General features: G+C 72.6%; 14 protein-coding genes and 1 pseudogene. 8 read left to right on the forward strand and 7 right to left on the reverse strand.

From position 1 onward, the window contains the following. Both AS857_RS35740 and nuoN read left to right on the forward strand, forming a co-directional pair. Entirely contained in the window at positions 1–1,602 is a 1,602-nt protein-coding gene (locus tag AS857_RS35740) for an NADH-quinone oxidoreductase subunit M (protein ID WP_058047642.1), read from the forward strand. Between the two features lie 32 nt (positions 1,603–1,634). Next, entirely contained in the window at positions 1,635–3,251 is a 1,617-nt protein-coding gene (nuoN, locus tag AS857_RS35745) for an NADH-quinone oxidoreductase subunit NuoN (RefSeq protein WP_420824008.1), read from the forward strand. A gap of 63 nt (positions 3,252–3,314) precedes the next feature. Here the strand turns inward: nuoN and AS857_RS35750 are convergent, their stop codons facing one another. From AS857_RS35750 to fahA, 3 genes are all read right to left on the reverse strand, one after another. Beyond that, positions 3,315–3,827, reverse strand: a complete 513-nt coding sequence (locus AS857_RS35750; RefSeq protein ID WP_058047644.1) for a hypothetical protein — start codon at positions 3,825–3,827, stop codon at positions 3,315–3,317. Between the two features lie 91 nt (positions 3,828–3,918). Beyond that, on the reverse strand, positions 3,919–4,596 hold the full coding sequence (locus tag AS857_RS35755) for a GOLPH3/VPS74 family protein (RefSeq protein WP_058047645.1): 678 nt from the start codon (positions 4,594–4,596) through the stop codon (positions 3,919–3,921). Further along, positions 4,593–5,786, reverse strand: a complete 1,194-nt coding sequence (gene fahA / locus AS857_RS35760) for a fumarylacetoacetase (protein WP_058047646.1) — start codon at positions 5,784–5,786, stop codon at positions 4,593–4,595. The genes AS857_RS35755 and fahA overlap by 4 nt, the downstream gene beginning before the upstream one ends. 379 nt (positions 5,787–6,165) lie before the next feature. On the opposite strand from fahA, the gene AS857_RS35765 reads away from it, so the two are divergent. The 6 genes from AS857_RS35765 to AS857_RS35790 all read left to right on the forward strand — a co-directional run bounded on the left by AS857_RS35765 (position 6,166) and on the right by AS857_RS35790 (position 13,883). After that, positions 6,166–7,428 (forward strand): carboxylate--amine ligase, encoded by a 1,263-nt coding sequence (locus tag AS857_RS35765; RefSeq protein ID WP_058047647.1) that lies wholly within the window; start codon positions 6,166–6,168, stop codon positions 7,426–7,428. A 117-nt stretch (positions 7,429–7,545) separates the two neighbouring features. Then, positions 7,546–8,748, forward strand: a complete 1,203-nt coding sequence (locus AS857_RS35770) for an FAD-dependent oxidoreductase (RefSeq protein WP_107105766.1) — start codon at positions 7,546–7,548, stop codon at positions 8,746–8,748. 648 nt (positions 8,749–9,396) lie between these two features. Next, positions 9,397–10,407, forward strand: coding sequence for a polyprenyl synthetase family protein (locus AS857_RS35775; protein WP_058047649.1), 1,011 nt, complete (start codon positions 9,397–9,399; stop codon positions 10,405–10,407). Positions 10,408–10,671: 264 nt separating this feature from the next. Then, the gene (locus tag AS857_RS35780) at positions 10,672–11,943 is read left to right on the forward strand and encodes a LolA family protein (protein WP_058047650.1); all 1,272 of its coding nucleotides are present in this window, start codon (positions 10,672–10,674) and stop codon (positions 11,941–11,943) included. Positions 11,944–12,043: 100 nt separating this feature from the next. Then, on the forward strand, positions 12,044–13,003 hold the full coding sequence (locus tag AS857_RS35785) for an ABC transporter ATP-binding protein (RefSeq protein ID WP_058047651.1): 960 nt from the start codon (positions 12,044–12,046) through the stop codon (positions 13,001–13,003). Beyond that, on the forward strand, positions 12,990–13,883 hold the full coding sequence (locus AS857_RS35790) for an ABC transporter permease (RefSeq protein WP_058047652.1): 894 nt from the start codon (positions 12,990–12,992) through the stop codon (positions 13,881–13,883). The genes AS857_RS35785 and AS857_RS35790 overlap by 14 nt, the downstream gene beginning before the upstream one ends. Before the next feature lie 135 nt (positions 13,884–14,018). Here AS857_RS35790 and AS857_RS35795 read toward each other — a convergent pair whose 3' ends face one another. From AS857_RS35795 to AS857_RS35810, 4 genes and pseudogenes are all read right to left on the reverse strand, one after another. Further along, the gene (locus tag AS857_RS35795) at positions 14,019–15,386 is read right to left on the reverse strand and encodes a M28 family metallopeptidase (protein WP_079110952.1); all 1,368 of its coding nucleotides are present in this window, start codon (positions 15,384–15,386) and stop codon (positions 14,019–14,021) included. Positions 15,387–15,507: 121 nt separating this feature from the next. Then, positions 15,508–16,575 carry an EamA family transporter RarD gene (rarD, locus tag AS857_RS35800; protein WP_079110953.1) on the reverse strand — a complete coding sequence of 356 codons (1,068 nt, stop codon included), beginning with the start codon at positions 16,573–16,575 and terminating at the stop codon, positions 15,508–15,510. A gap of 298 nt (positions 16,576–16,873) precedes the next feature. After that, on the reverse strand, positions 16,874–18,844 hold the full coding sequence (locus tag AS857_RS35805) for an APC family permease (protein ID WP_058047653.1): 1,971 nt from the start codon (positions 18,842–18,844) through the stop codon (positions 16,874–16,876). A 124-nt stretch (positions 18,845–18,968) separates the two neighbouring features. Further along, positions 18,969–19,294: pseudogene (locus AS857_RS35810) on the reverse strand (2-oxoacid:ferredoxin oxidoreductase subunit beta); the annotation flags it as partial.

A 19,294-nucleotide genomic window follows, 5' to 3' on the forward strand; every position in this document is an offset into this window, starting at 1 on the left:
ATGTCCTTTCCCCTGCTGACGCTCACGGCCGCGGTCCCGGCGGTCGGCGCGGTCGTCACCGCGGCCGTGCCGGCCGGGCGCCGCACCGCCGCCAAGTGGCTCGCGCTCGCCTTCTCGCTCGCGACGCTCGTCCTGGCGGCCGTGCAGCTCGTGCGCTTCGACCCCGACGCGAAGGGGCCCTTCCAGCTCACCGAGTCGCACGCCTGGATCAAGGACTTCGGGGTCCGCTACGAACTGGGCGTGGACGGCATCGCGGTCGTCCTGATCGCCCTGGCCGCGCTGCTGATCCCGTTCATCATGCTGGCCGGCTGGCACGACGCCGACCCCCAAGAGAGCGGATCTTCCCGCTGGCGCCCCACCCAGGGCTTCTTCGCGCTGATCCTCATGGTCGAGGCGATGGTGGTGATCTCCTTCGAGGCCACCGACGTCTTCCTCTTCTACATCTTCTTCGAAGCCATGCTCATCCCGATGTACTTCCTCATCGGCGGCTTCGGGGACCGCGCGGGCGAGCGCACCGAGGGGGACGCCGCCGCCCAGCGCTCGTACGCCGCGGTGAAGTTCCTCCTCTACAACCTCGTCGGCGGGCTGATCATGCTGGCCGCCGTCATCGGGCTGTACGCGGTCACCGCCGACCAGCTCGGCACGGGCACCTTCTCCCTCCAGGAGATCGTCCAGGCGCGCGCCGCCGGCAAGCTGGACCTCGCGACCACCACCGAACGGGCCCTGTTCCTCGGCTTCTTCTTCGCCTTCGCCGTGAAGGCCCCGCTGTGGCCGCTGCACACCTGGCTGCCCAACGCCATGGGCGAGGCCACCGCCCCCGTCGCCGTGCTGATCACCGCCGTGGTCGACAAGGTCGGCACCTTCGCGATGCTCCGCTTCTGCCTCCAGCTCTTCCCGGAGGCCTCGAAGTGGGCCACCCCCGTCATCGTCGTCCTGGCGCTGATCAGCATCCTCTACGGGGCGCTGCTCGCGGTCGGGCAGCGCGACATCAAGCGGCTGGTCGCCTACGCCTCGATCTCCCACTTCGGCTTCATCGTGCTCGGCATCTTCGCGATGACCAGCCAGGGCCAGAGCGGCGCGACGCTCTACATGGTCAACCACGGCATCTCCACGGCCGCGCTGATGCTCGTCGCCGGCTTCCTGATCTCCCGCCGCGGCTCGCGGCTCATCGCGGACTACGGCGGCGTGCAGAAGGTCGCCCCGGTCCTCGCCGGCACCTTCCTCGTCGGCGGTCTCGCGACGCTGTCGCTGCCGGGCCTCGCGCCGTTCGTCTCCGAATTCCTCGTCCTGGTCGGCACGTTCAGCCGCTATCCGGCCGCCGGTGTGGTGGCCACCCTCGGCATCGTGCTCGCCGCCCTCTACGTCCTCGTGCTCTACCAGCGCACCATGACCGGGCCGGTGAAGGAGGAGGTGCGGGGCATGCCCGACCTCAGGGCGCGCGAGCTGGTCGTCGTCACCCCGCTGATCGCCCTGCTGCTCTTCCTCGGCGTCTACCCCAAGCCGGTGACCGAGATCCTCGACCCGGCCGTCCGGCACACGATGTCGCAGGTGCACGAGGCCGACCCCCAGCCCGACGTGAACGATGTGGAGGCCGCGAAGTGAGCCACGCAGCATCCGTCCACAGCCTGTGGACGATGTCGGCCGCCGCGCCGCAGAAGATCCCGGCGCCGCACATCGAGTACGCCCAGCTGTCACCGACGCTGATCGTGCTCGGCGCCGCGGTGGTCGGCATCCTCGTGGAGGCGTTCCTCCCGCGGCGCGCCCGCTACCACGCGCAACTGCTGCTGTCCTGCGTCGCCCTGGCCGCTGCCTTCGCCGCCGTCGTCGCCCTGGCCGCCGGAGGCTACGCCACGGACAAGGCGCACGCCGCCGCCATGGGCGCCGTCGCCGTCGACGGCCCGGCGCTGTTCCTGCAGGGGACCATTCTCCTCGTCTCCCTGGTGGCCGTGTTCACCTTCGCCGAGCGGCGCCTGGACCCGGCGGCGCACGGCAGGCCCGTCGACTCCTTCGCCGCCCAGGGCGCGGCCGTGCCCGGCGGCAAGGCGGAGCAGGACGCGGTGAAGGCCGGCTTCACCACCACCGAGGTCTTCCCTCTCGTGCTCTTCGCGGTGGGCGGCATGCTCGTCTTCCCCGCCGCGGACGACCTGCTGACGCTCTTCGTCGCGCTGGAGGTCTTCTCCCTCCCGCTGTACATCCTGTGCGCGCTGGCCCGCCGCAAGCGGCTGCTGTCGCAGGAGTCGGCCGTGAAGTACTTCCTGCTCGGCGCCTTCTCCTCGGCCTTCCTGCTGTTCGGCGTGGCCCTGCTCTACGGCTACGCCGGCACGGTCACCTACTCCGGCATCGCCGACGTCGTCAACGGCTCCGTCCGGACGCTCGACCCGGCCCTCGCCGCCACCACCGGCAACGACGCCCTGCTGCTGATCGGCGTCGCGCTCGTGCTGATGGGCCTGCTGTTCAAGGTCGGCGCAGTGCCCTTCCACATGTGGACGCCGGACGTCTACCAGGGCGCCCCCACGCCCGTCACGGGCTTCATGGCGGCGGCCACCAAGGTCGCCGGCTTCGGCGCGCTGCTGCGGCTGCTGTACGTGGTCCTGCCGGGGCTGCGCTGGGACTGGCGGCCGGTGATGTGGGGCGTCGCGATCATCACGATGCTGGTCGGCGCGATCGTGGCCGTCACGCAGACCGACGTGAAGCGGCTGCTGGCCTACTCCTCCATCGCGCACGCGGGCTTCATCCTCGCGGGCGTCATCGCGACGACCCCCGACGGCGTGTCGTCCGTGCTGTTCTACCTGGGCGCGTACTCCTTCGTCACCCTCGGCGCGTTCGCGGTCGTGACGCTCGTGCGCGACGCGGGCGGGGAGGCCACGCACCTTTCCAAGTGGGCCGGCCTGGGCCGCCGTTCGCCGCTGACGGCCGCCACCTTCGCCGTCTTCCTGCTGGCGTTCGCCGGCATTCCGCTGACGAGCGGCTTCGCGGGCAAGTTCGCCGTGTTCAAGGCGGCGGCGCAGGGCGGGGCGGGGGCGCTGGTCATCGTCGGTGTGGTGTCCTCGGCGATCGCCGCGTTCTTCTACGTCCGGGTGATCGTGCTGATGTTCTTCAGCGAGCCGAAGGCGGACGGGCCGACGGTGGCGGTGCCGAGCGCTCTGACTTCGTCGGCCATCGCGATCGGGGTTGCCGTCACCCTGGTGCTGGGCGTAGCGCCCCAGTACTTCCTGGATCTGGCCGGCCAGGCAGGGGTGTTCGTGCGGTAGCGGGAGGACTCACGGCTCGGCCCCGGACCCTTGAGGGGGTCCGGGGCCGAGCCGTGTGCGGAGTCAGCTCGCCGGCTTCGCGGGCAGGCCGCCCGGGAGGCCGGCCGGCTTGCCGTCGCTGCCCACGGCCTTGCTCATCTTGTCCTGCTTGCCGGAGGCCCAGGCCACGGTGAAGGACTTGCCGTCGAAGTCCTTGATGGTGCCCGTGCTGTAGTCCGTGCTGCCGTCCTGGCAGTGCTTGATGGTGATCGTCGCCGGCTGGGAGTTGTCGACGAGCGTGCCCGAGCAGGCGGTCTTCCCGCTGAGCATCACCCTGTCCTGGGCGAACGACAGGATGACGAGGCTCTTGTCGGTGAGCTTGCCGTTGTTGGACCAGCCGCCCGCGAGCTCGGCCGCCGTCGCGCGCTTGCCGTCGGCGGCGGGCGTCGACGGCTGCTCCGCCGGGGCCTGGGAGGCCGGCGTGGCACCGCCGACCGGCTTGTCGTCCTTCTTGCCGCCGTCGCTCTCGCTGCTGCAACCGGTCATCAGCACAGCGGCGCAGAGCGCCGCCCCCGTGATCTGTACTGCCTTGCGCACGTGTCTCCTCCGAGTGGTTATGGACACGACAAATTAGCAGCCCTGAACCGGCGGTTCCGAAGTCCGCGCCGCGCGGCGGCGGTTCGGCGGATCAACCGCCTCCGCCGTCGCCCCCGCCACCACTGCCGTCCGCGCTGTCGCTCATCACATTCTTGTGCACGGCGCGCGCCGCCCAGTCCGCACGGACGAGCCGCCGCATGGCCTGCCGCTCGGTCCGGCGCCCCCAGCCGGGGCAGAGCGCACCCGATATGCCGACGGCGGACGCCAGCGCGGCGAGTGCGCGGGCGCGCGGATCGGCGAACCCGCCGCGCCGGGCCAGCTCGAAGCGCTCCCGCGCCGCCGTCGTCAGGTTCACCGGGCCCATGGACGAGTGCCGGTACGGGATGAGGCCGAGGAAGCGGCGGGTCTCCGCACGCAGCGCACCCCTCTCCACCAGCCGGGTCAGACAGATCTCTTCGAGGCGCCCCGATGCGCTCCGCACCCAGCGGGCGGTCCGCGGACCGCCGCGCTTCGCGTCCTTGCCGGGCTGCGTCAGGCTCGCCATCGCCGCGGCCAGCACCGGATCGTCCGGCGGCAGCGGCTTCGTCACCCTCACCCGGCCGTGCTCCTCCACGACCCGCCCGGCCAGCCGCAGTTCGGCCAGCGCCGCCCCGGCCACGCCGTACGCCGAGGAGTGACCGGATCGCATCAGCTTGCGTCCGCTGCCGGGGTCGTAGCAGAGCAGCAGCAGTTCCTCGGGGAGCGTGGGGGGCGGGGCGTCGGCGGTCATGGCGTCGCGTCGCCGTGGGCGGGGACGGCGCGGGCCGGGAGGATGCGGCCGGTGACCTCGCCGAGGCCGATCCGGGCGCCGTCCGGGCCGGGCGCCCAGGCGGTGAGGGTGACCTCGTCGCCGTCCTCCAGCCACGGTCCCTTGCCGGCGGTGAGTTCGAGGAGGCAGCCGAGCTGGTCGGGCTCGGGGCCGCTGACCGTGCCGGAGGCGAAGAGGTCGCCGGTGCGCAGCGTCGCGCCGTTGACCGTCATGTGCGCGAGCTGCTGGGCGGCGGTCCAGTACATGGCGGAGAACGGCGGCCGGGAGACCGTCGCGCCGTTGATCGTCACCTCGATGCGCAGGTCGATGCCGCCGGGCTCGGCCGTGGAGTCGTCGAGGTAGGGCAGGAGCGGGTGGGTGCGCTCCGGCGGCGCCGTGCGGGCCTCGTCGAAGGCGTCGAGCGGGGTGATCCAGGCCGAGACGGAGGTGGCGAAGGACTTGCCGAGGAACGGGCCGAGGGGGACGTACTCCCAGGCCTGCAGGTCGCGCGCGGACCAGTCGTTGACGAGGCAGACGCCGAAGACGTGCTCGCGGAAGTCCGCGAGGCCCACGGGCGCGCCGGCGGGGGTGCCGACGACGAAGCCGACCTCGGCCTCGATGTCGAGGCGGCGCGAGGGGCCGAAGGAGGGGAGCGCGTCGGAGGGCGCCTTGCGCTGGCCCTGGGGGCGCACGACGTCGGTGCCGCTGACCACGACCGTGCCGGCGCGCCCGTGGTAACCGATCGGCAGGTGCTTCCAGTTCGGCGTGAGGGGCTCGCCGTCGGGGCGGAAGATGCGGCCGACGTTGGTGGCGTGGTGCTCGCTGGAGTAGAAGTCGACGTAGTCGGCGACCTGGAAGGGCAGGTGCAGCGTCACGTCGGCGAGCGGGTGGAAGGGCCCGTCGGCCAGCCAGGTGCGGACCTCGGCGCGCACGGCCTGCCAGACGGCCCGGCCGGCGGCCAGGAGGGGGTCGAGCGTGGGCTGCTCCAGCAGGGCGGCGTGCACGGAGCCGTGGGCCGCCGCCGCGGCCGCCGCGTCGAGGACGGAGGTCCCGTAGCGGACGCCGATGCGGGGCCGGTCCGGGGCGTCGGCGGTGGTGAAGACGCCGTACGGGAGGGTGTCCGCTCCGAAGGGGTCGCCTTCGGCAAGCTCGCGGGGGCTGTGCTGGGGCATGGGACGCTGCCTCGCTCTCTCCTGGACGCTCCGGGAAGCCGGTGGGCCCCGCCGGGGCCCGCGGCCCCACATTACGTGCTGGTGGCCGGCAGGCAAGGGGTGTCAGGAGGGGGTCTCGCGGCGGGCTCATCCCGTGCGCCCGGGGCGGATCCGGGCGGCTGCCCGAAGCGCCGCCGGGGCGCCGTCCGGGCGGTCCTCCGGGCGGTCCTCCGGGCGCCTTCCGAACGGCTGCCCGCAGATCGTCCGAACCACTGTCCGAGCTCCGGCTAAAGAGCGCGCAATATCCGGTAATTCCTTGCTGGAAGCGGCGATTCCGAAGTAGCGTCCTTAATCGGGCCAGGCACAGTGGGGGGCCGCTGCGGCTGAGGGGCCGAGGGGGATGCTGGTGGCGAGCAGGAGCACGCCCATCGCGGCGGACCGGTCCGTTCCAGGACTGATCGTGAAGATCGGTGACTATCCCCTGCACCACGGCGGGGTGGGCGCGATCCGCAGCCTCGGCAGACTCGGCATCCCCATGTACGCCATCACGGAGGACCGCTGGACGCCCGCCGCCGTCTCGCGCTATCTGCGCGGCGGCTTCGTCTGGCGCACCACGGGCACCGAGCGGCCCGGGGAGCTGGTCGAGGGCCTGCTGCGGATCGGCCGCGAGATCGGCCGCCCCGCGGTCCTGGTGCCCACCGACGAAGAGGCCGCGGTGCTCATCGCCGAGCACGCCGGGGAGCTCGCCGGCAGCTTCCTCTTCCCGCCCGTGGAGCCGGAGCTGCCGCGCAGGCTGGCGAGCAAGCAGGGGCTGCACGAGCTGTGCGTGGAGCACGGGGTGCCGTCCCCGGAGGCCCTGTTCCCGGCGTCGTTCGAGGAGATCGAGGAGTTCGCGGAGCGCGCCCGCTTCCCCCTCGTCGCCAAGAACAGGGAGGCGTTCGAGCGCCGCCGCAAGCCCGCCGTGCACGGCACCACCCGCATCCGCGGGCCGCGCGAGCTGCTGCAGCTGGCGCGCGGCTGGGGCCCGTCCCCGGGCGTGATCCTCCAGGAGTACCTGCCCCGCGAGCAGGCCGAGGACTGGATCGTGCACGCCTATTTCGACGCCGAGTGCACCCCGCTCGCGATGTTCACGGGCGTGAAGGTGCGCTCGTGGCCGCCGCACGCGGGCATGACCGCCAACGCCTACGTCGTGGACAACCCCGAACTGGCCGACATGACTGCCCAGTTCATCAAGCAGATCGGCTTCTGCGGGATCGTCGACCTGGACTGGCGGTTCGACCGCCGCGACGGCCGGTACAAGCTGCTGGACTTCAACCCCCGCATGGGCGCCCAGTTCCGGCTCTTCGAGAGCGAGGCCGGAATCGACGTCGTCCGGGCCCAGCACCTGGACCTGACCGGGCGCAGGGTCCCGGAGGGCGAGCAGCCCGCCGGGCGACGGTTCATCGTGGAGAACATCGACCTGCCCGCCTTCGCCGCCTACCGCCGCAGCGGCTACAGCACCCCGCACGCGCCGCCGCGCCCCACCGGCACGGAGCTGGCCTGGGTCGCGCGCGACGACATGAAGCCCTTCTTCACCATGCTCGCCCGGTTCGTACGACCGGGCGTGCGGCACCTGTGGCAGATGTGGCGCTCCAGGCGCGCCGCCGCGTCCGCCGCCGAATAGCCGCTGCCGAACAACTGCCGCCGAACAACCGCCGCCGAACAACCGTCGCCGAGTGTCCGCCGCCGTCATCAACGAGTACCGGTCATGCATAGCGAGCAACGCCCTGGGAGGGGACTCGTGACACTTCCCGTAGCAGTCATCGGGGCCGGCCCGTACGGTCTGTCGACCGCCGCCCACCTGCGGGCCCGTGGGATAGCGACCCGCGTCTTCGGCTCGCCGATGGTGAGCTGGCGCGAGCACATGCCCACCGGGATGATCCTGAAATCCACCCCCTCGGCCTCCAGCATCGATGCGCCGCAGCCCGGCCACACCCTGCTCGACTTCTGCCGGGAGACCGGCGAGCGGCGCTTCGAGTCGGACTGGGACACCATCCCGGTCGAGACGTTCTCGCGCTACGGCCTGTGGTTCCAGGAGCGCCTGGTGCCCGAGCTGGAGCAGGTGCGCGTGGTGTCCGTGGACCGGCGGGCCGCGGACTTCGAGCTGAAGCTGGATTCCGGGGAGCAGTTCGCCGCCCGCGCGGTGGTGATCGCCACAGGCCTGAGCGGGCTGGCGCAGCTGCCGCCCGAGCTGGCCGCGGCGGTCCCCGACGGCCCGTCCGTCTCGGGGCCGATCTCGCACAGCTCCCAGCACCGGGACCTGTCGCGGTTCGCCGGGCGCGAGGTGGTCGTCATCGGCGCCGGGCAGTCGGCGCTGGAGACGGCGGTGCTGCTGGCGGACGCCGGGGCGGCGTCGGTACGGGTGGTCGCCCGCCGGAAGGGTGCCGTCCGCTTCGGTGCGGCGCCGGACGGCCAGCCGCGGCTGAAGCCCGACACCCCCTTCGGCCGGGCCTGGTCGCTCTACGCGTTCTCGTACCACGCCGATGGTTTCCGCCATCTTCCGGCGCCCGCCCGCCGGTTCCTCGTGCAGCGCGTCCTCGGCCCGCTCGGCGCCTGGTGGCTGCGCGAGCGCTTCATCGGCCGGGTCCACGTCTCGGAGGGCAAGCGGATCGCCTCGGCCCGCATCGAGGAGGGCCGCCCCGTCCTCGGCCTCGCCGGCCCGGACGGCTCGAACGAGGGGGAGCTCGCCGCCGACCACGTCATCGCGGCGACGGGCTACCGGGTCGACCTCGCGGCCATGGACTTCCTCGGCCACGGCCTGCGCACCAGGCTCGCCGTCGGCGCGGGCGGCCCCCGGCTCGGCCCCGGCTACCGCGCCTCGGTACCGGGGTTGTTCTTCACGGGCCTGCCGGCCGCGGCCAGCTACGGCCCGGTCATGCGGTTCGTCTGCGGTACGGAGTACGCCTCGCCGCGGCTGGCGCGGGCGGTGGGGGTGCTGCCGTAACCCCGGGTACCGCCGTGCCCCGGGGCGCCTGCCGCAACCCGGGTTACGGCCGTAACCCGTAGTGCTGCCGTAACCCGTAGGGGTAAGGCAGCGGGCGGGCACCGCCTCCGGCCCCCGGGCCGCGGGGCGGTGCGCCCGCCTTCGGCTCGCCGGGGGCAGAGGCCCGGCCCGGGCAGGTCCGGCACCGCCGGCCACGCCCGTGGTGGTCTCCCGCCGTCACGGCGGAGTCTTTTTCTGCCGGCCGCCGGCTCGTCGTTCCCGCCGCCGCGGAGAGCAACCACTGTGGGCGTGACCGGCGGTGCCGCGCCGACCCGCTGCGGGCCCGCAGCGAGGGCCGCAGCGCAGCGGGCCGGCCCAACCGGTGGCCGAAACCCACGACCACGGGCCCGCCCGGCAGGGCCCCCCGCGGGGTGACCAAGGGCCGCGCGGGGCACATGTCAGGTCGCACCCACGTCGCACACCAGCACGCGCGTCGGGTCGCGGAGGACGCCGGACACCGGCCGGGGAGAGGGTCCGTGAAGGGCCCGGGACAGCGCAACCCGGACGGGCGGCCACGGTGATCCACAGCCGACCGGATACGCTGACTTTCGGTGGAGACAGCGACACATCGACAAACCCCGTGTTCGCAGGCAGACAGGAGTACCCCTCGTGACCGTCGTCGGGCCTTTCGGGCTGAGCGTGCGGGACCAGGCTCTTGAAGCCGATGTCCAGGCGGGACTGGCCGCTGTCGAGGAGGGACTCCTCGAGGCCACCAAGAGCGACGTGCCCTTCATCACCGAGGCCGCACAGCACCTCGTGCGCGCCGGGGGCAAGCGTTTCCGGCCACTGCTGGTGATGCTCGCCGCCCAGTTCGGCGACCCGTACGCCCCGGGCGTCGTCCCCTCCGCCGTCGTCGTCGAGCTCACGCACCTGGCCACCCTCTACCACGACGACGTCATGGACGAGGCCGAGAAGCGCCGCGGCGTGGACAGCGCCAACGTCCGCTGGGGCAACTCCCTGGCCGTCCTCACCGGCGACTTCCTCTTCGCCCGCGCCTCCCAGATCCTCGCGGACCTCGGCCCCGAGGCCGTCCGCATCCAGGCCGAGGCGTTCGAGCGGCTGGTCACCGGTCAGATCCTGGAGACCGCCGGTCCCCGCGACGGCCGCGACCCCATCGAGCACTACCTCGACGTCCTCGCCGGCAAGACCGGTTCGCTGGTCGCCGTCTCCGGGCGGTACGGCGCGATGATGTCCGGCGCCGACGAGCGCACGATCGACGTCCTCACCCACTACGGCGAGCGCCTCGGCATGGCCTTCCAGCTCGCCGACGACGTCCTCGACATCGCCAGCGACTCCCACGAGTCCGGCAAGACCCCCGGCACCGACCTGCGCGAGGGCATCGCCACCCTCCCCGTCCTCCACCTGCGCGCCCGGGCCGCCGCCACCGGCTCGCCCGCCGACCTCGAACTGTGCGAGATGCTCGACGGCGACCTCGCCGACGACGCCCTCCACGCCGAGGTGCTGCGCCGCCTGCGCACCCACCCCGCCCTGGAGCAGGCCCGCCGCGACACCGTGCGCTACGCCGAGGAGGCGCGGTCCACGCTGGCCCCGCTGCCCGACTGCTTCGCCAAGGCCGCCCTGGAGAACCTCTGCGATGCCGTGGTGCACCGCGCCGGCTGACGAAGGTCAGGTGCGGCCTCCCCCTCGCGGGTGGCCGTCCCGTAGGGGATGTCCTACCCGAGGGGTACGTGGACTTGATCCCGTCGTCTGATGCCCCGGCAGGCCGTCTCTGGTGGAATCGAAGTGTCTCGGGGCGAGGGAAGAGACCGGGGAAAAAGCCCCGGATTCCCCGCTCCGCCACCGAGCGGCCGGGCTCACAATGAGCTCAGGGGGTGGCGAGTGCACGACACGCCGAGACCGCCGCCGACGACGGAGGTAGAGGACATGGCACGCAACGAACCGACCCACGGCACCGACGGGGCGGCCGGCGCCGGGGAAAGCGCCGGGCGGGCACCGGGCCGCCGCAAGGCCGTCCGCTACGCCGTCCCGGTCGCGGTGGCCGGCGTCGCCGCGGCATCGATCGGGATCGGCACGGCGCTCGCGAGCAGCGGCGACCCCGACCTGCCGAAGATCAGCGCGCAGGACCTCATAGCCAAGGTGGCGAAGTCGGACGCGCAGCAGCTGTCCGGCACCGTCAAGATCACGACCGACCTCGGCCTGCCCTCGATGCCCGAGGGCCTCTCGCTCGGTGACGGCCCGGGCGGCAAGGCGGGCCACGGCCCGGCCGGCAAGGGCGAAGGGGCGGACGCCGCCTCGCCGCAGGCCAAGCTCACCGAGCTCGCCTCCGGTACGCACACCCTGCGCGTCGCCGCCGACGGCCCCGACAAGCAGCGGCTGTCGATCGTCGAGCGCGCCGCGGAGTACAGCCTGATCCGCAACGGCGACCAGGTCTGGGCGTACGACAGCAAGAGCAACACCGTCCACCGCTCGACGGCCCCCAAGGACGCCAAGGGCGGCAAGGAGGCCCCCGAGGAGCTGCGCGGGGCCTCGCCGCAGGACCTCGCCAAGAAGACGCTCGCCGCCGTGGACGACTCCACGTCGGTGTCGGTGGACGGTACGGCCAAGGTCGCCGGCCGGGACGCCTACCAGCTGGTCATCAAGCCCAAGCAGGCCGAGTCGACGGTCGGCGCGGTGCGCATCGCGGTGGACGCGAAGAACGGCGTGCCGCTGAAGTTCACGCTCGCTCCGAAGGGCGGCGGCAAGGCCGTCGTCGAGGCGGCCTTCACCAAGGTCGACTTCGGCAAGCCGGCCGCGGACACCTTCGCCTTCACCCCGCCGAAGGGCGCCAAGGTCACCGAGGACAAGGACGCCAAGGACGGCAAGGGTGGCAAGGCCGGTGCGGACGGCCGGAAGAAGGGCCTGGACGAGTCCGGCCTGTCCGGCATGAACGTGATCGGCAAGAGCTGGACGTCGATCGCCGAGTTCAAGACGCCCGGGGGCGTGGGTCCGGGCGCGGGCGCCAAGGGTGCCAAGGGCGGCAAGGACGCCGGTCCGGCCGGTGCCCTGCTGGACGGCCTCGGCAGCAAGGTCTCGGGCTCCTTCGGCTCGGGCCACGTCTTCAGCACCCGCCTGGTCAACGCCCTGGTCACGGACGACGGCAAGGTCTACGTGGGTGCCGTCACCAAGGACGCGCTGGTCAAGGCCGCGTCGAAGTAGCACGCACAGCGAAGCAGCACGCACAGCGAAGCAGCACCTAGAGCGGAGTAGTACGTACAGCGAAGCGGTACGTACAGCGGATCGCAGGCAGGGAGGCCCCATGGAGGAGCTGTCCGCCGCCGGGGAACCGGCGATAGCCACCCACGCGCTCACCAAGCGCTACCGGGGCGGGCAGCTCGCCGTCGACCGGCTCGACCTCGTCGTGCCGCGCGGCAGCGTCTTCGGCTTCCTGGGCCCCAACGGCTCCGGCAAGACCACCACCATCCGGATGCTCATGGGGCTGATCGAGCCGACCTCCGGCGTCGCCCGCGTCCTCGGCGAGGAGATGCCGCGGGCCGGGCGGCGCGTGCTGCCCCGGGTGGGCGCGCTGATCGAGGGGCCCGCCCTCTACGGCTTCCTCAGCGGCCGCGACAACCTCGTGCGGTTCGACGCCGCCGACCCCACGGCCGACCCGCGCACCCGCAAGGCCCGGGTGGACGCCGCCCTGGACCGGGTCGGGCTGGTCGCCGCGGCGGGCAAGAAGGCCCGCGCGTACTCCCTGGGCATGAAGCAGCGCCTGGGGCTGGCCGCGGCCCTCCTGCAGCCGCGCGAGCTGCTGGTCCTGGACGAGCCGACCAACGGCCTCGACCCGCAGGGCATGCGCGAGATCCGCACCCTGGTGCGCGGCCTCGCCTCCGAGGGCACCACGGTCTTCCTCTCCTCGCACCTGCTCGACGAGATCGAGCAGGTGTGCACCCACGCCGCCGTGATGGCCCAGGGCCGCCTCCTGACCCAGGGCACGGTCGCCGAACTGGCCTCCTCCGCGCGCGGCAGGCTGGCCGTCACCACCCCCGACACGGCGGAGGCCGTCCGCGTGCTCAAGGAACACGGCGTGAACGACCTCACCGTCGACGACGACCGCGTCACCGGCGAACTGCCCGCCGTGGCCCGGGAGCTCGCGGACCTCAACGCCGCGCTCGTCCGCGCGGGCGTCCGCGTGCGCTCCTTCGGCACCGAACGAGCCTCCCTGGAGGACGCCTTCGTCGCACTCACCGGAGAGGGATTCGATGTCGCAGGCTGAGGCCGTTCCGGCCGTTCCGGCCGCCGCGGTGAGGCGCGCCCCCAGCCCGCTGTGGGCGCTGTCGCTCTTCCGCAGCGAGGTGGCGACGGTGTTCCGGCGGTGGCGCACGCTCGCGCTGCTGGGCGTGCTCGCGGCCGTGCCCGTGCTGGTGGGCATCGCCGTGAAGATCGAGACGCAGGACGGCGGCTCGGCCGGCCAGGGGGGAGCGGGCCCGGCGTTCATCAGCCAGGTCACCAACAACGGCCTCTTCCTGGTCTTCACCTCGCTCGCCGCGACCCTGCCCTTCTTCCTGCCGATGGCCATCGGCGTGATCGCGGGCGACTCCGTCGCGGGCGAGGCGAGCTCGGGCACGCTGCGCTACCTGCTGGTCGCGCCCGCGGGCCGCACCCGGCTGCTGCTCGTCAAGTACGCGGCGACGCTGACGTTCTGCTGCGCGGCGACGCTGACCGTCGCGGCCTCCGCGCTCGCCGTCGGGGCGCTGCTCTTCCCGCTGGGGGACGTGACCCTGATCAGCGGGGTGACGGTGTCCTTCGCGGAGGGGCTGCTGCGGGCGCTGGCGGTCGCGGGGGCGGTGGCGCTGTCGCTCGTGGGCATCGCGGCGCTCGGGCTCTTCGTCTCCACGCTCACCGGCAGCGGGATCGCGGCGATGGCCACCACCGTGGGCCTGCTGATCACGGCGCAGATCCTGGACCAGTTCCCGCAGCTGCACGCGATCCAGCCGTACCTCTTCCCGCACTACTGGCTGAGCTTCGCGGACCTGCTGCGCGCCCCGGTCTACTGGGACCAGCTGCTGGACAACCTCGGGCTGCAGGCGCTGTACGCGGCCGTGTTCGGCTCGGCGGCGTGGGCGCGGTTCACGACGAAGGACATCACGGCCTGAGGGGCCGGTGCGGGGCCGTGCGGGGCCCGGGCCGCCCGCGGTGAGGGGTGCGGGCCCGGGAGGCGTGTGACGGCCTCCCGGGCCCGCGTGCGGGGTTGTGCCCTCAGTGGTCTGCGCCGGGACGGCAGGGCCGGCTCAGAAGGTGAGCTTCCAGCCGTCGATGCGCCCGGTGTCCTGCGCGGCGATGTCCTGGACGCGGAGCTTCCACGTCCCGTTCGCCGTCTCCCCGGATGCGTCGACCGTGTACGTGGCGACGACGTCGTCCGCGGAGTCGTTGCCGCTGGAGTCCTTCAGCCGGTACGCCTTCCCGCTCGGCCCGACGAGGTCGACGACCAGGTCGCCGCGCCAGGTGTGCTTGATGTCGACGGAGGCCTTGAGGGCGGACGGCGCGTTGCCCGTGAGGCCGGAGACCGTCAGGGGCGACTCGACGGCCGCTCCTCCGTCGGGGATGGCGAGCTGCGACTTGCTCTCGAAGATCTTCCCCCCGGGCGGGTTGGTGGTGCCGCCGCTCAGCGTCCACACCGCGCTCGCGATGGCGTCGGTGTTGGTGTCGAGCGCCTTGTCGCTGATGTTCGCCGAGGTGTCGCAGGACGAGTGGTAGCAGCGGTCGAAGGGCTGGCCCGCGGTGCCGCCCCACTTCTGGGCCTGAGCGGCGGTCTTGCGGTAGTCGGCGCCGCTGAAGAGGCCGCCGACGGGGATGCCGACCCGCTGGAAGGGGGCGTGGTCGGAGCGGCCGTCGCCCTCGGTGTCGATCTCGGTGGCGATGTTCTTCGCGGCGAACCAGTTCTCGAAGAGGGCCTTGAGGTTCTGGTCGTAGCCGTAGACGAAGTAGCCGGGGTTCGGCGAGCCGATCATGTCGAAGTTGAGGTACGCGTCGATCTTCCCGCGCTCGGCGGCCGGGAGCTGGTTGACGTAGTGGTTCGAACCGCGCATGCCGAGCTCTTCCGCGCCCCACCAGCCGAACCGCAGGTGCTTGGCGGGCTTGTAGCCCTCGCGGGCCACGGCGAGCGCGGTTTCGAGGACGCCGGCCGAGCCGGAGGCGTTGTCGTTGATGCCCGGCCCGGCGGAGACGGAGTCCAGGTGGGCGCCGGCGAAGACGACGTGGTCCGCGTCGCCGCCGGGCCAGTCGGCGACGAGGTTGTAGCCGGTGGCGCCGCCGGTGGTGAACTGCTGCACGGTGGTGGTGAAGCCGGCCGCGTCCAGCTTGGACTTCACGTAGTCGATCGACGCCTTGTAGCCGGGGCGGCCGTGGGCGCGGTTGCCGCCGTTGGCGGTGGCTATGGACTGCAGTTGGGCGAGATGCGCCTTGACGTTGGCGACGGGTATGTCGGGTCCGGCGGCGGCGACCGGAAGGGCCGTGGCGGCGGTGGGAACCGCCAGGGCCGGGCCGGAGGCCGCGCCGATCAGGGTGGCCGCGAGGGCCGCACCGGTGGCCAGGAGGGCGCCGGTGCGGGATCTTCGGGGTCGTGAGGGCTGCACGGTGGGACCGCTGAGTTCAAGCATGGGGGGCTCCCAACTCATTTTGACGTGGGCATGATGTTGAGGGCGCCCCGAAAGAGCGTCAAGGGCGGATTTCGGACAGGGGACACCGGTTTCCGGATATCGGGCGGGTCCTGACGGGTCCTTACTGGCCCTGAGCTGTGACTTCTGGTGCCTGTGGGGCAGTTGTGACTTCTGTGTTAACGATGGTGGCGGCGCCCGCCGCGCCCGCCCCCGCCCCCGCGGTGCCCGTCGCCCCGGTCGCCCCGGTCGCCCCGGCCGCGGCGGCCCGCGCCGTCCGCAGCTCGGCCCGCGCCCTGCGCGCCGTCCGCAGCGCGTCCCACGTCAGCACGGCCAGCGCGAGCCACACGAGCCCGAAGCCCACCCAGCGCTCGGCCGGCATCCCCTCGTGGAACACCAGCAGCCCCAGGGCGAACTGGAACGTCGGCGCCAGGTACTGCACCATCCCCACCACCGACAGCGGCAGCCGCACCGCCGCCGCGCCGAACAGGATGAGCGGCACCGCGGTGATCGCCCCCGAGCACATCAGCAGCGCGGTGTGCCCCGCGCCCTCGCTCACGAACGTGCTGTGCCCCGTCGCCCCCAGGAACACCAGGAACCCCAGCGCCGGAAGGAACTGCATGGCCGTCTCTGCCGCCAGAGACTCCAGCCCGTCCAGGCCCACCTGCTTCTTGACCAGGCTGTACGTACCGAACGTCGCCGCGATCGCGAGGGCGATCCACGGCGGCTTGCCGTAGGCCACCGCCAGCACGAGGACCGCGGCCACGCCGACACCGACCGCCGCCCACTGCGCGGCCCGCAGCCGCTCCCTCAGGACCACCACGCCGAAGGCGATGCTGACGAGGGGGTTGATGAAGTACCCCAGCGACGTCTCCACGACATGCCCGGAATTGACGCCCCAGATGTAGATCCCCCAGTTCACGGAGATCGTCGCCGCGCACAGCGCGATCATGCCCAGCCGGCGGGGCTGCCGCAGCAGCGGGCGTATCCACGCCCAGCGCCGGGTTATGACGAGCACGACCACCACGGCGGCCAGCGACCACACCATGCGGTGCGCCAGGATCTCGACGGGCCCGGCCGCGTCCAGGAGCGGCCAGTAGAGGGGGAAGAGCCCCCAGATGCCGTAGGCGGCGAAGCTGCAGATGAGGCCAGTGCGGGATTCACTGCGTGATGGCGGTGCGGGTGCGGGCATGGTCCCCTCCAAGGCATGGTGCGACCTTGCGAAGGTAGCCGAGGAGGGCTCGGCACCGCCGGGTGCGCCGGTGGGGGTTGCACGCCGTCGCGGCGGGAGGGATTCCCCTGACCCACCCCTTCCCGAAACCGGGGCGCTGCCCCGGACCCCGGGCGGGCACGGGAATCCGGAGCGGCTGCCTCACCCCTGGGGGTCTGGGGCCCACCCCCAGGAAACGGTGAAAGGGCGGGACCGGGGCCCCCTCCCGCCGCGACGGCGAGCAGCCCACCGCTTCGTACCCGGCGGTGCCGAGCCCGCCTCAAGGCGTGCGTGCCCGCATCCGCGCCATCGCCGCGGTCACATCGAACGGCACCACCGTCACCGCCACATTCGGCAGGTGCTGCAACGTCTTCGCCAGCTCGTCCCCGGAGTCCGTGTGCAGCAGCGCGGCGAGCGGCCGTGCGTACGTCCGGCGGGGGACGAGGAGCGTCAGGGCGGTCGTCCCGTCGGCCGTGTCGCGCGAGGCGAGCCCGGCGACGGCGTGCCGCAGCCGCCGGTCCGGGCAGTCGACGAGTTCCAGCGGCACGTTCGTCCCGGGCAGTTCCTCCCACCGCGCGGCCAGCCGCCGCGCCCGCGCCTCGTCGATGACGAAGTGCACGGCCCGCACTTCGTCCGGCCGCAGCTCGTGCGCGTACCGCAGCGCCTTGACTGCGGCGAGGTCGAGCACGTCGACGAGGACGTACACGAGGTGCCGCCGCCAGCGCGGCTCGGCCGTTCCGGTGAGGGGCGGCATGGTCTCCAGGGCCGCGGCCTCCTCGCGGTACTCGCGGTTGATGCGGATGAGCGCCCACACGCCGATCGGGAAGACCACGACGACCAGCCACGCGCCCTCGGTGAACTTCGTGATCGCGAAGATCACGACGACCAGGGCCGACACCACGGCCGCCACGAAGTTCACCCCCGTCCTCCAGCCGCGTTCCCGCCGCCGCCAGTAGTGGGCCGTCATCCCGGCGGCGGCCATCGTGAAGCCGGTGAAGACGCCGATCGCGTACAGGGCGACCAGCTTGTCGACGTTGGCGCCGGTGACCAGCAGCAGCGCGAGCGCGACGACGGTCAGGGAGATGATCCCGCTGGAGAACGCCAGCCGGTGGCCGCGCCGCATCAGCTTCCGGGGCAGGAAGCGGTCCTCGGCGACGAAGCTGGCGAGGAAGGGAAAGCCGGTGAAGGGCGTGTTGGCGCCGGTGTAGAGGATGAGCGCGGTCGCCAGCTGTACGAACACCAGCCCGGCCGTGCCCGTCCAGCCGTCGCCGAAGACGAGGTGGGCCTCCTGGGCGATGACGGTCGGGTTGCCGTCCACGTAGGGGACGGCGTGCGTGTAGTGGGCGAGGGTGGAGACGCCCAGCACCATGACGCCGAGGACGCAGCTCATGACGGTCAGCGTCCGCCGCGCGTTGACGCCCTGGGGCGGGCGGAAGGCGGAGACGCCGTTGGAGATGGCCTCCAGTCCCGTCAGCGAGGAACCGCCGTTGGCGAAGGCGCGCAGCACCATGAAGAGGGAGGCGCCGTAGAGCCAGCCGCTCCCTTCCTGGCCGAGGGGCACCACGCCCGGGGCGTGCAGGTCGGTGTGCGGGAGCCCGCCGTCCAGCGCCCGGACGAGGCCGACGACCAGCAGGAGCGCGATGGCGAGCATGAAGAGGTACGCGGGCGCCGCGAACGCCCGTCCCGCCTCACGGATCCCCCGCAGATTCCCGTACATCAGCAGTACCACCACGGCCGCGGTGATGGGCAGCTTGAGGTGGTCGATGCCCGTGTACCCCTCGCCCGTGAGGTGGGCCAGGGAGATCAGCGCGTCGGTGCCGGCCGCGGTCTGGACGGCGACCGTGACGATGTAGTCGACGAGGAGTGCGACGGCGGCGATCTGGGCGACGCGCGGCCCGAAGTTCTCCCGCGCGACGACGTACGACCCGCCCGCGCGCGTGTACACGGACACCACGTCGCGGTACGAGAGCGTCAGGAGCAGCAGGACGAGCAGGATCGCGCCGGTCACCGGCATCAGCAGGGTGAACGCGGCGACCCCGGCGACGGGCACGAGGATGCGCAGCATCTCCTCGCTGCCGTACGCGGTGGAGGAGATGCAGTCGGAGGCCAGCACCCCGAGCGCCATGGGGTTGCTGAGCTTCTCCTGGGAGAGCTGCTCGGTGACCAGGGGCGGCCCGAGCAGCCGGCACTTCACGCGGTAGGCGAGCCGGTCGCGGATGGGGGGAGAGAGCGTGGCATCGGGGTCGGCCATGCCCCCATGAGAGCGGGCGAGCGGGGAATGGGGCGTCAGACGCCCCCGGACGGGCCGGAAATCAGCCCGTCCGAGCGCCTCGGCTCACCTGTCCGGCGATCTGCCCGATGGCCTGTCCGGCGACCTATCCGACGACCGTCCAGGTGTCGCTCCCGGCCAGCAGGGCCGTCAGGTCGCCCTTGCCCTTCTGCTCGATCGCCGCTTCGAGCTGATCGGCCATCTGGGTGTCGTAGACCGGCCGCTCGACACTGCGGAAGACACCGATCGGCGTCTGGTGGAGGGTGTCGGGGTCGGCGAGGCGGGAGAGGGCGAAGGCGGTGGTGGGGGAGGCGGAGTGGGCGTCGTGGACGAGGATGTCGGCCTCGTTCTCCGGCGTGACCTGGACGACCTGCAGGTCGCCGGTGGCCGTGTTGCGCACGACCCCCTTGTCGTTGTCCGTGCCGAAGCGGA

Origin of the sequence: Streptomyces roseifaciens, from assembly GCF_001445655.1 — a bacterium.
Lineage (GTDB): Bacteria > Actinomycetota > Actinomycetes > Streptomycetales > Streptomycetaceae > Streptomyces > Streptomyces aureoversilis.

Bases quoted from the DNA above. Each gene is read 5' to 3' on its own strand.
- AS857_RS35790 (WP_058047652.1), top strand. From the start codon at position 12,990: ATGTCGCAGGCTGAGGCCGTTCCGGCCGTTCCGGCCGCCGCGGTGAGG.
- AS857_RS35785 (WP_058047651.1), top strand. From the start codon at position 12,044: ATGGAGGAGCTGTCCGCCGCCGGGGAACCGGCGATAGCCACCCACGCG.
- AS857_RS35795 (WP_079110952.1), bottom strand. From the start codon at position 15,386: ATGCTTGAACTCAGCGGTCCCACCGTGCAGCCCTCACGACCCCGAAGA.
- fahA (WP_058047646.1), bottom strand. From the start codon at position 5,786: ATGCCCCAGCACAGCCCCCGCGAGCTTGCCGAAGGCGACCCCTTCGGA.
- AS857_RS35755 (WP_058047645.1), bottom strand. From the start codon at position 4,596: ATGACCGCCGACGCCCCGCCCCCCACGCTCCCCGAGGAACTGCTGCTG.
- nuoN (WP_420824008.1), top strand. From the start codon at position 1,635: ATGTCGGCCGCCGCGCCGCAGAAGATCCCGGCGCCGCACATCGAGTAC.
- AS857_RS35805 (WP_058047653.1), bottom strand. From the start codon at position 18,844: ATGGCCGACCCCGATGCCACGCTCTCTCCCCCCATCCGCGACCGGCTC.
- AS857_RS35780 (WP_058047650.1), top strand. From the start codon at position 10,672: ATGGCACGCAACGAACCGACCCACGGCACCGACGGGGCGGCCGGCGCC.
- AS857_RS35765 (WP_058047647.1), top strand. From the start codon at position 6,166: ATGCTGGTGGCGAGCAGGAGCACGCCCATCGCGGCGGACCGGTCCGTT.
- AS857_RS35740 (WP_058047642.1), top strand. From the start codon at position 1: ATGTCCTTTCCCCTGCTGACGCTCACGGCCGCGGTCCCGGCGGTCGGC.
- rarD (WP_079110953.1), bottom strand. From the start codon at position 16,575: ATGCCCGCACCCGCACCGCCATCACGCAGTGAATCCCGCACTGGCCTC.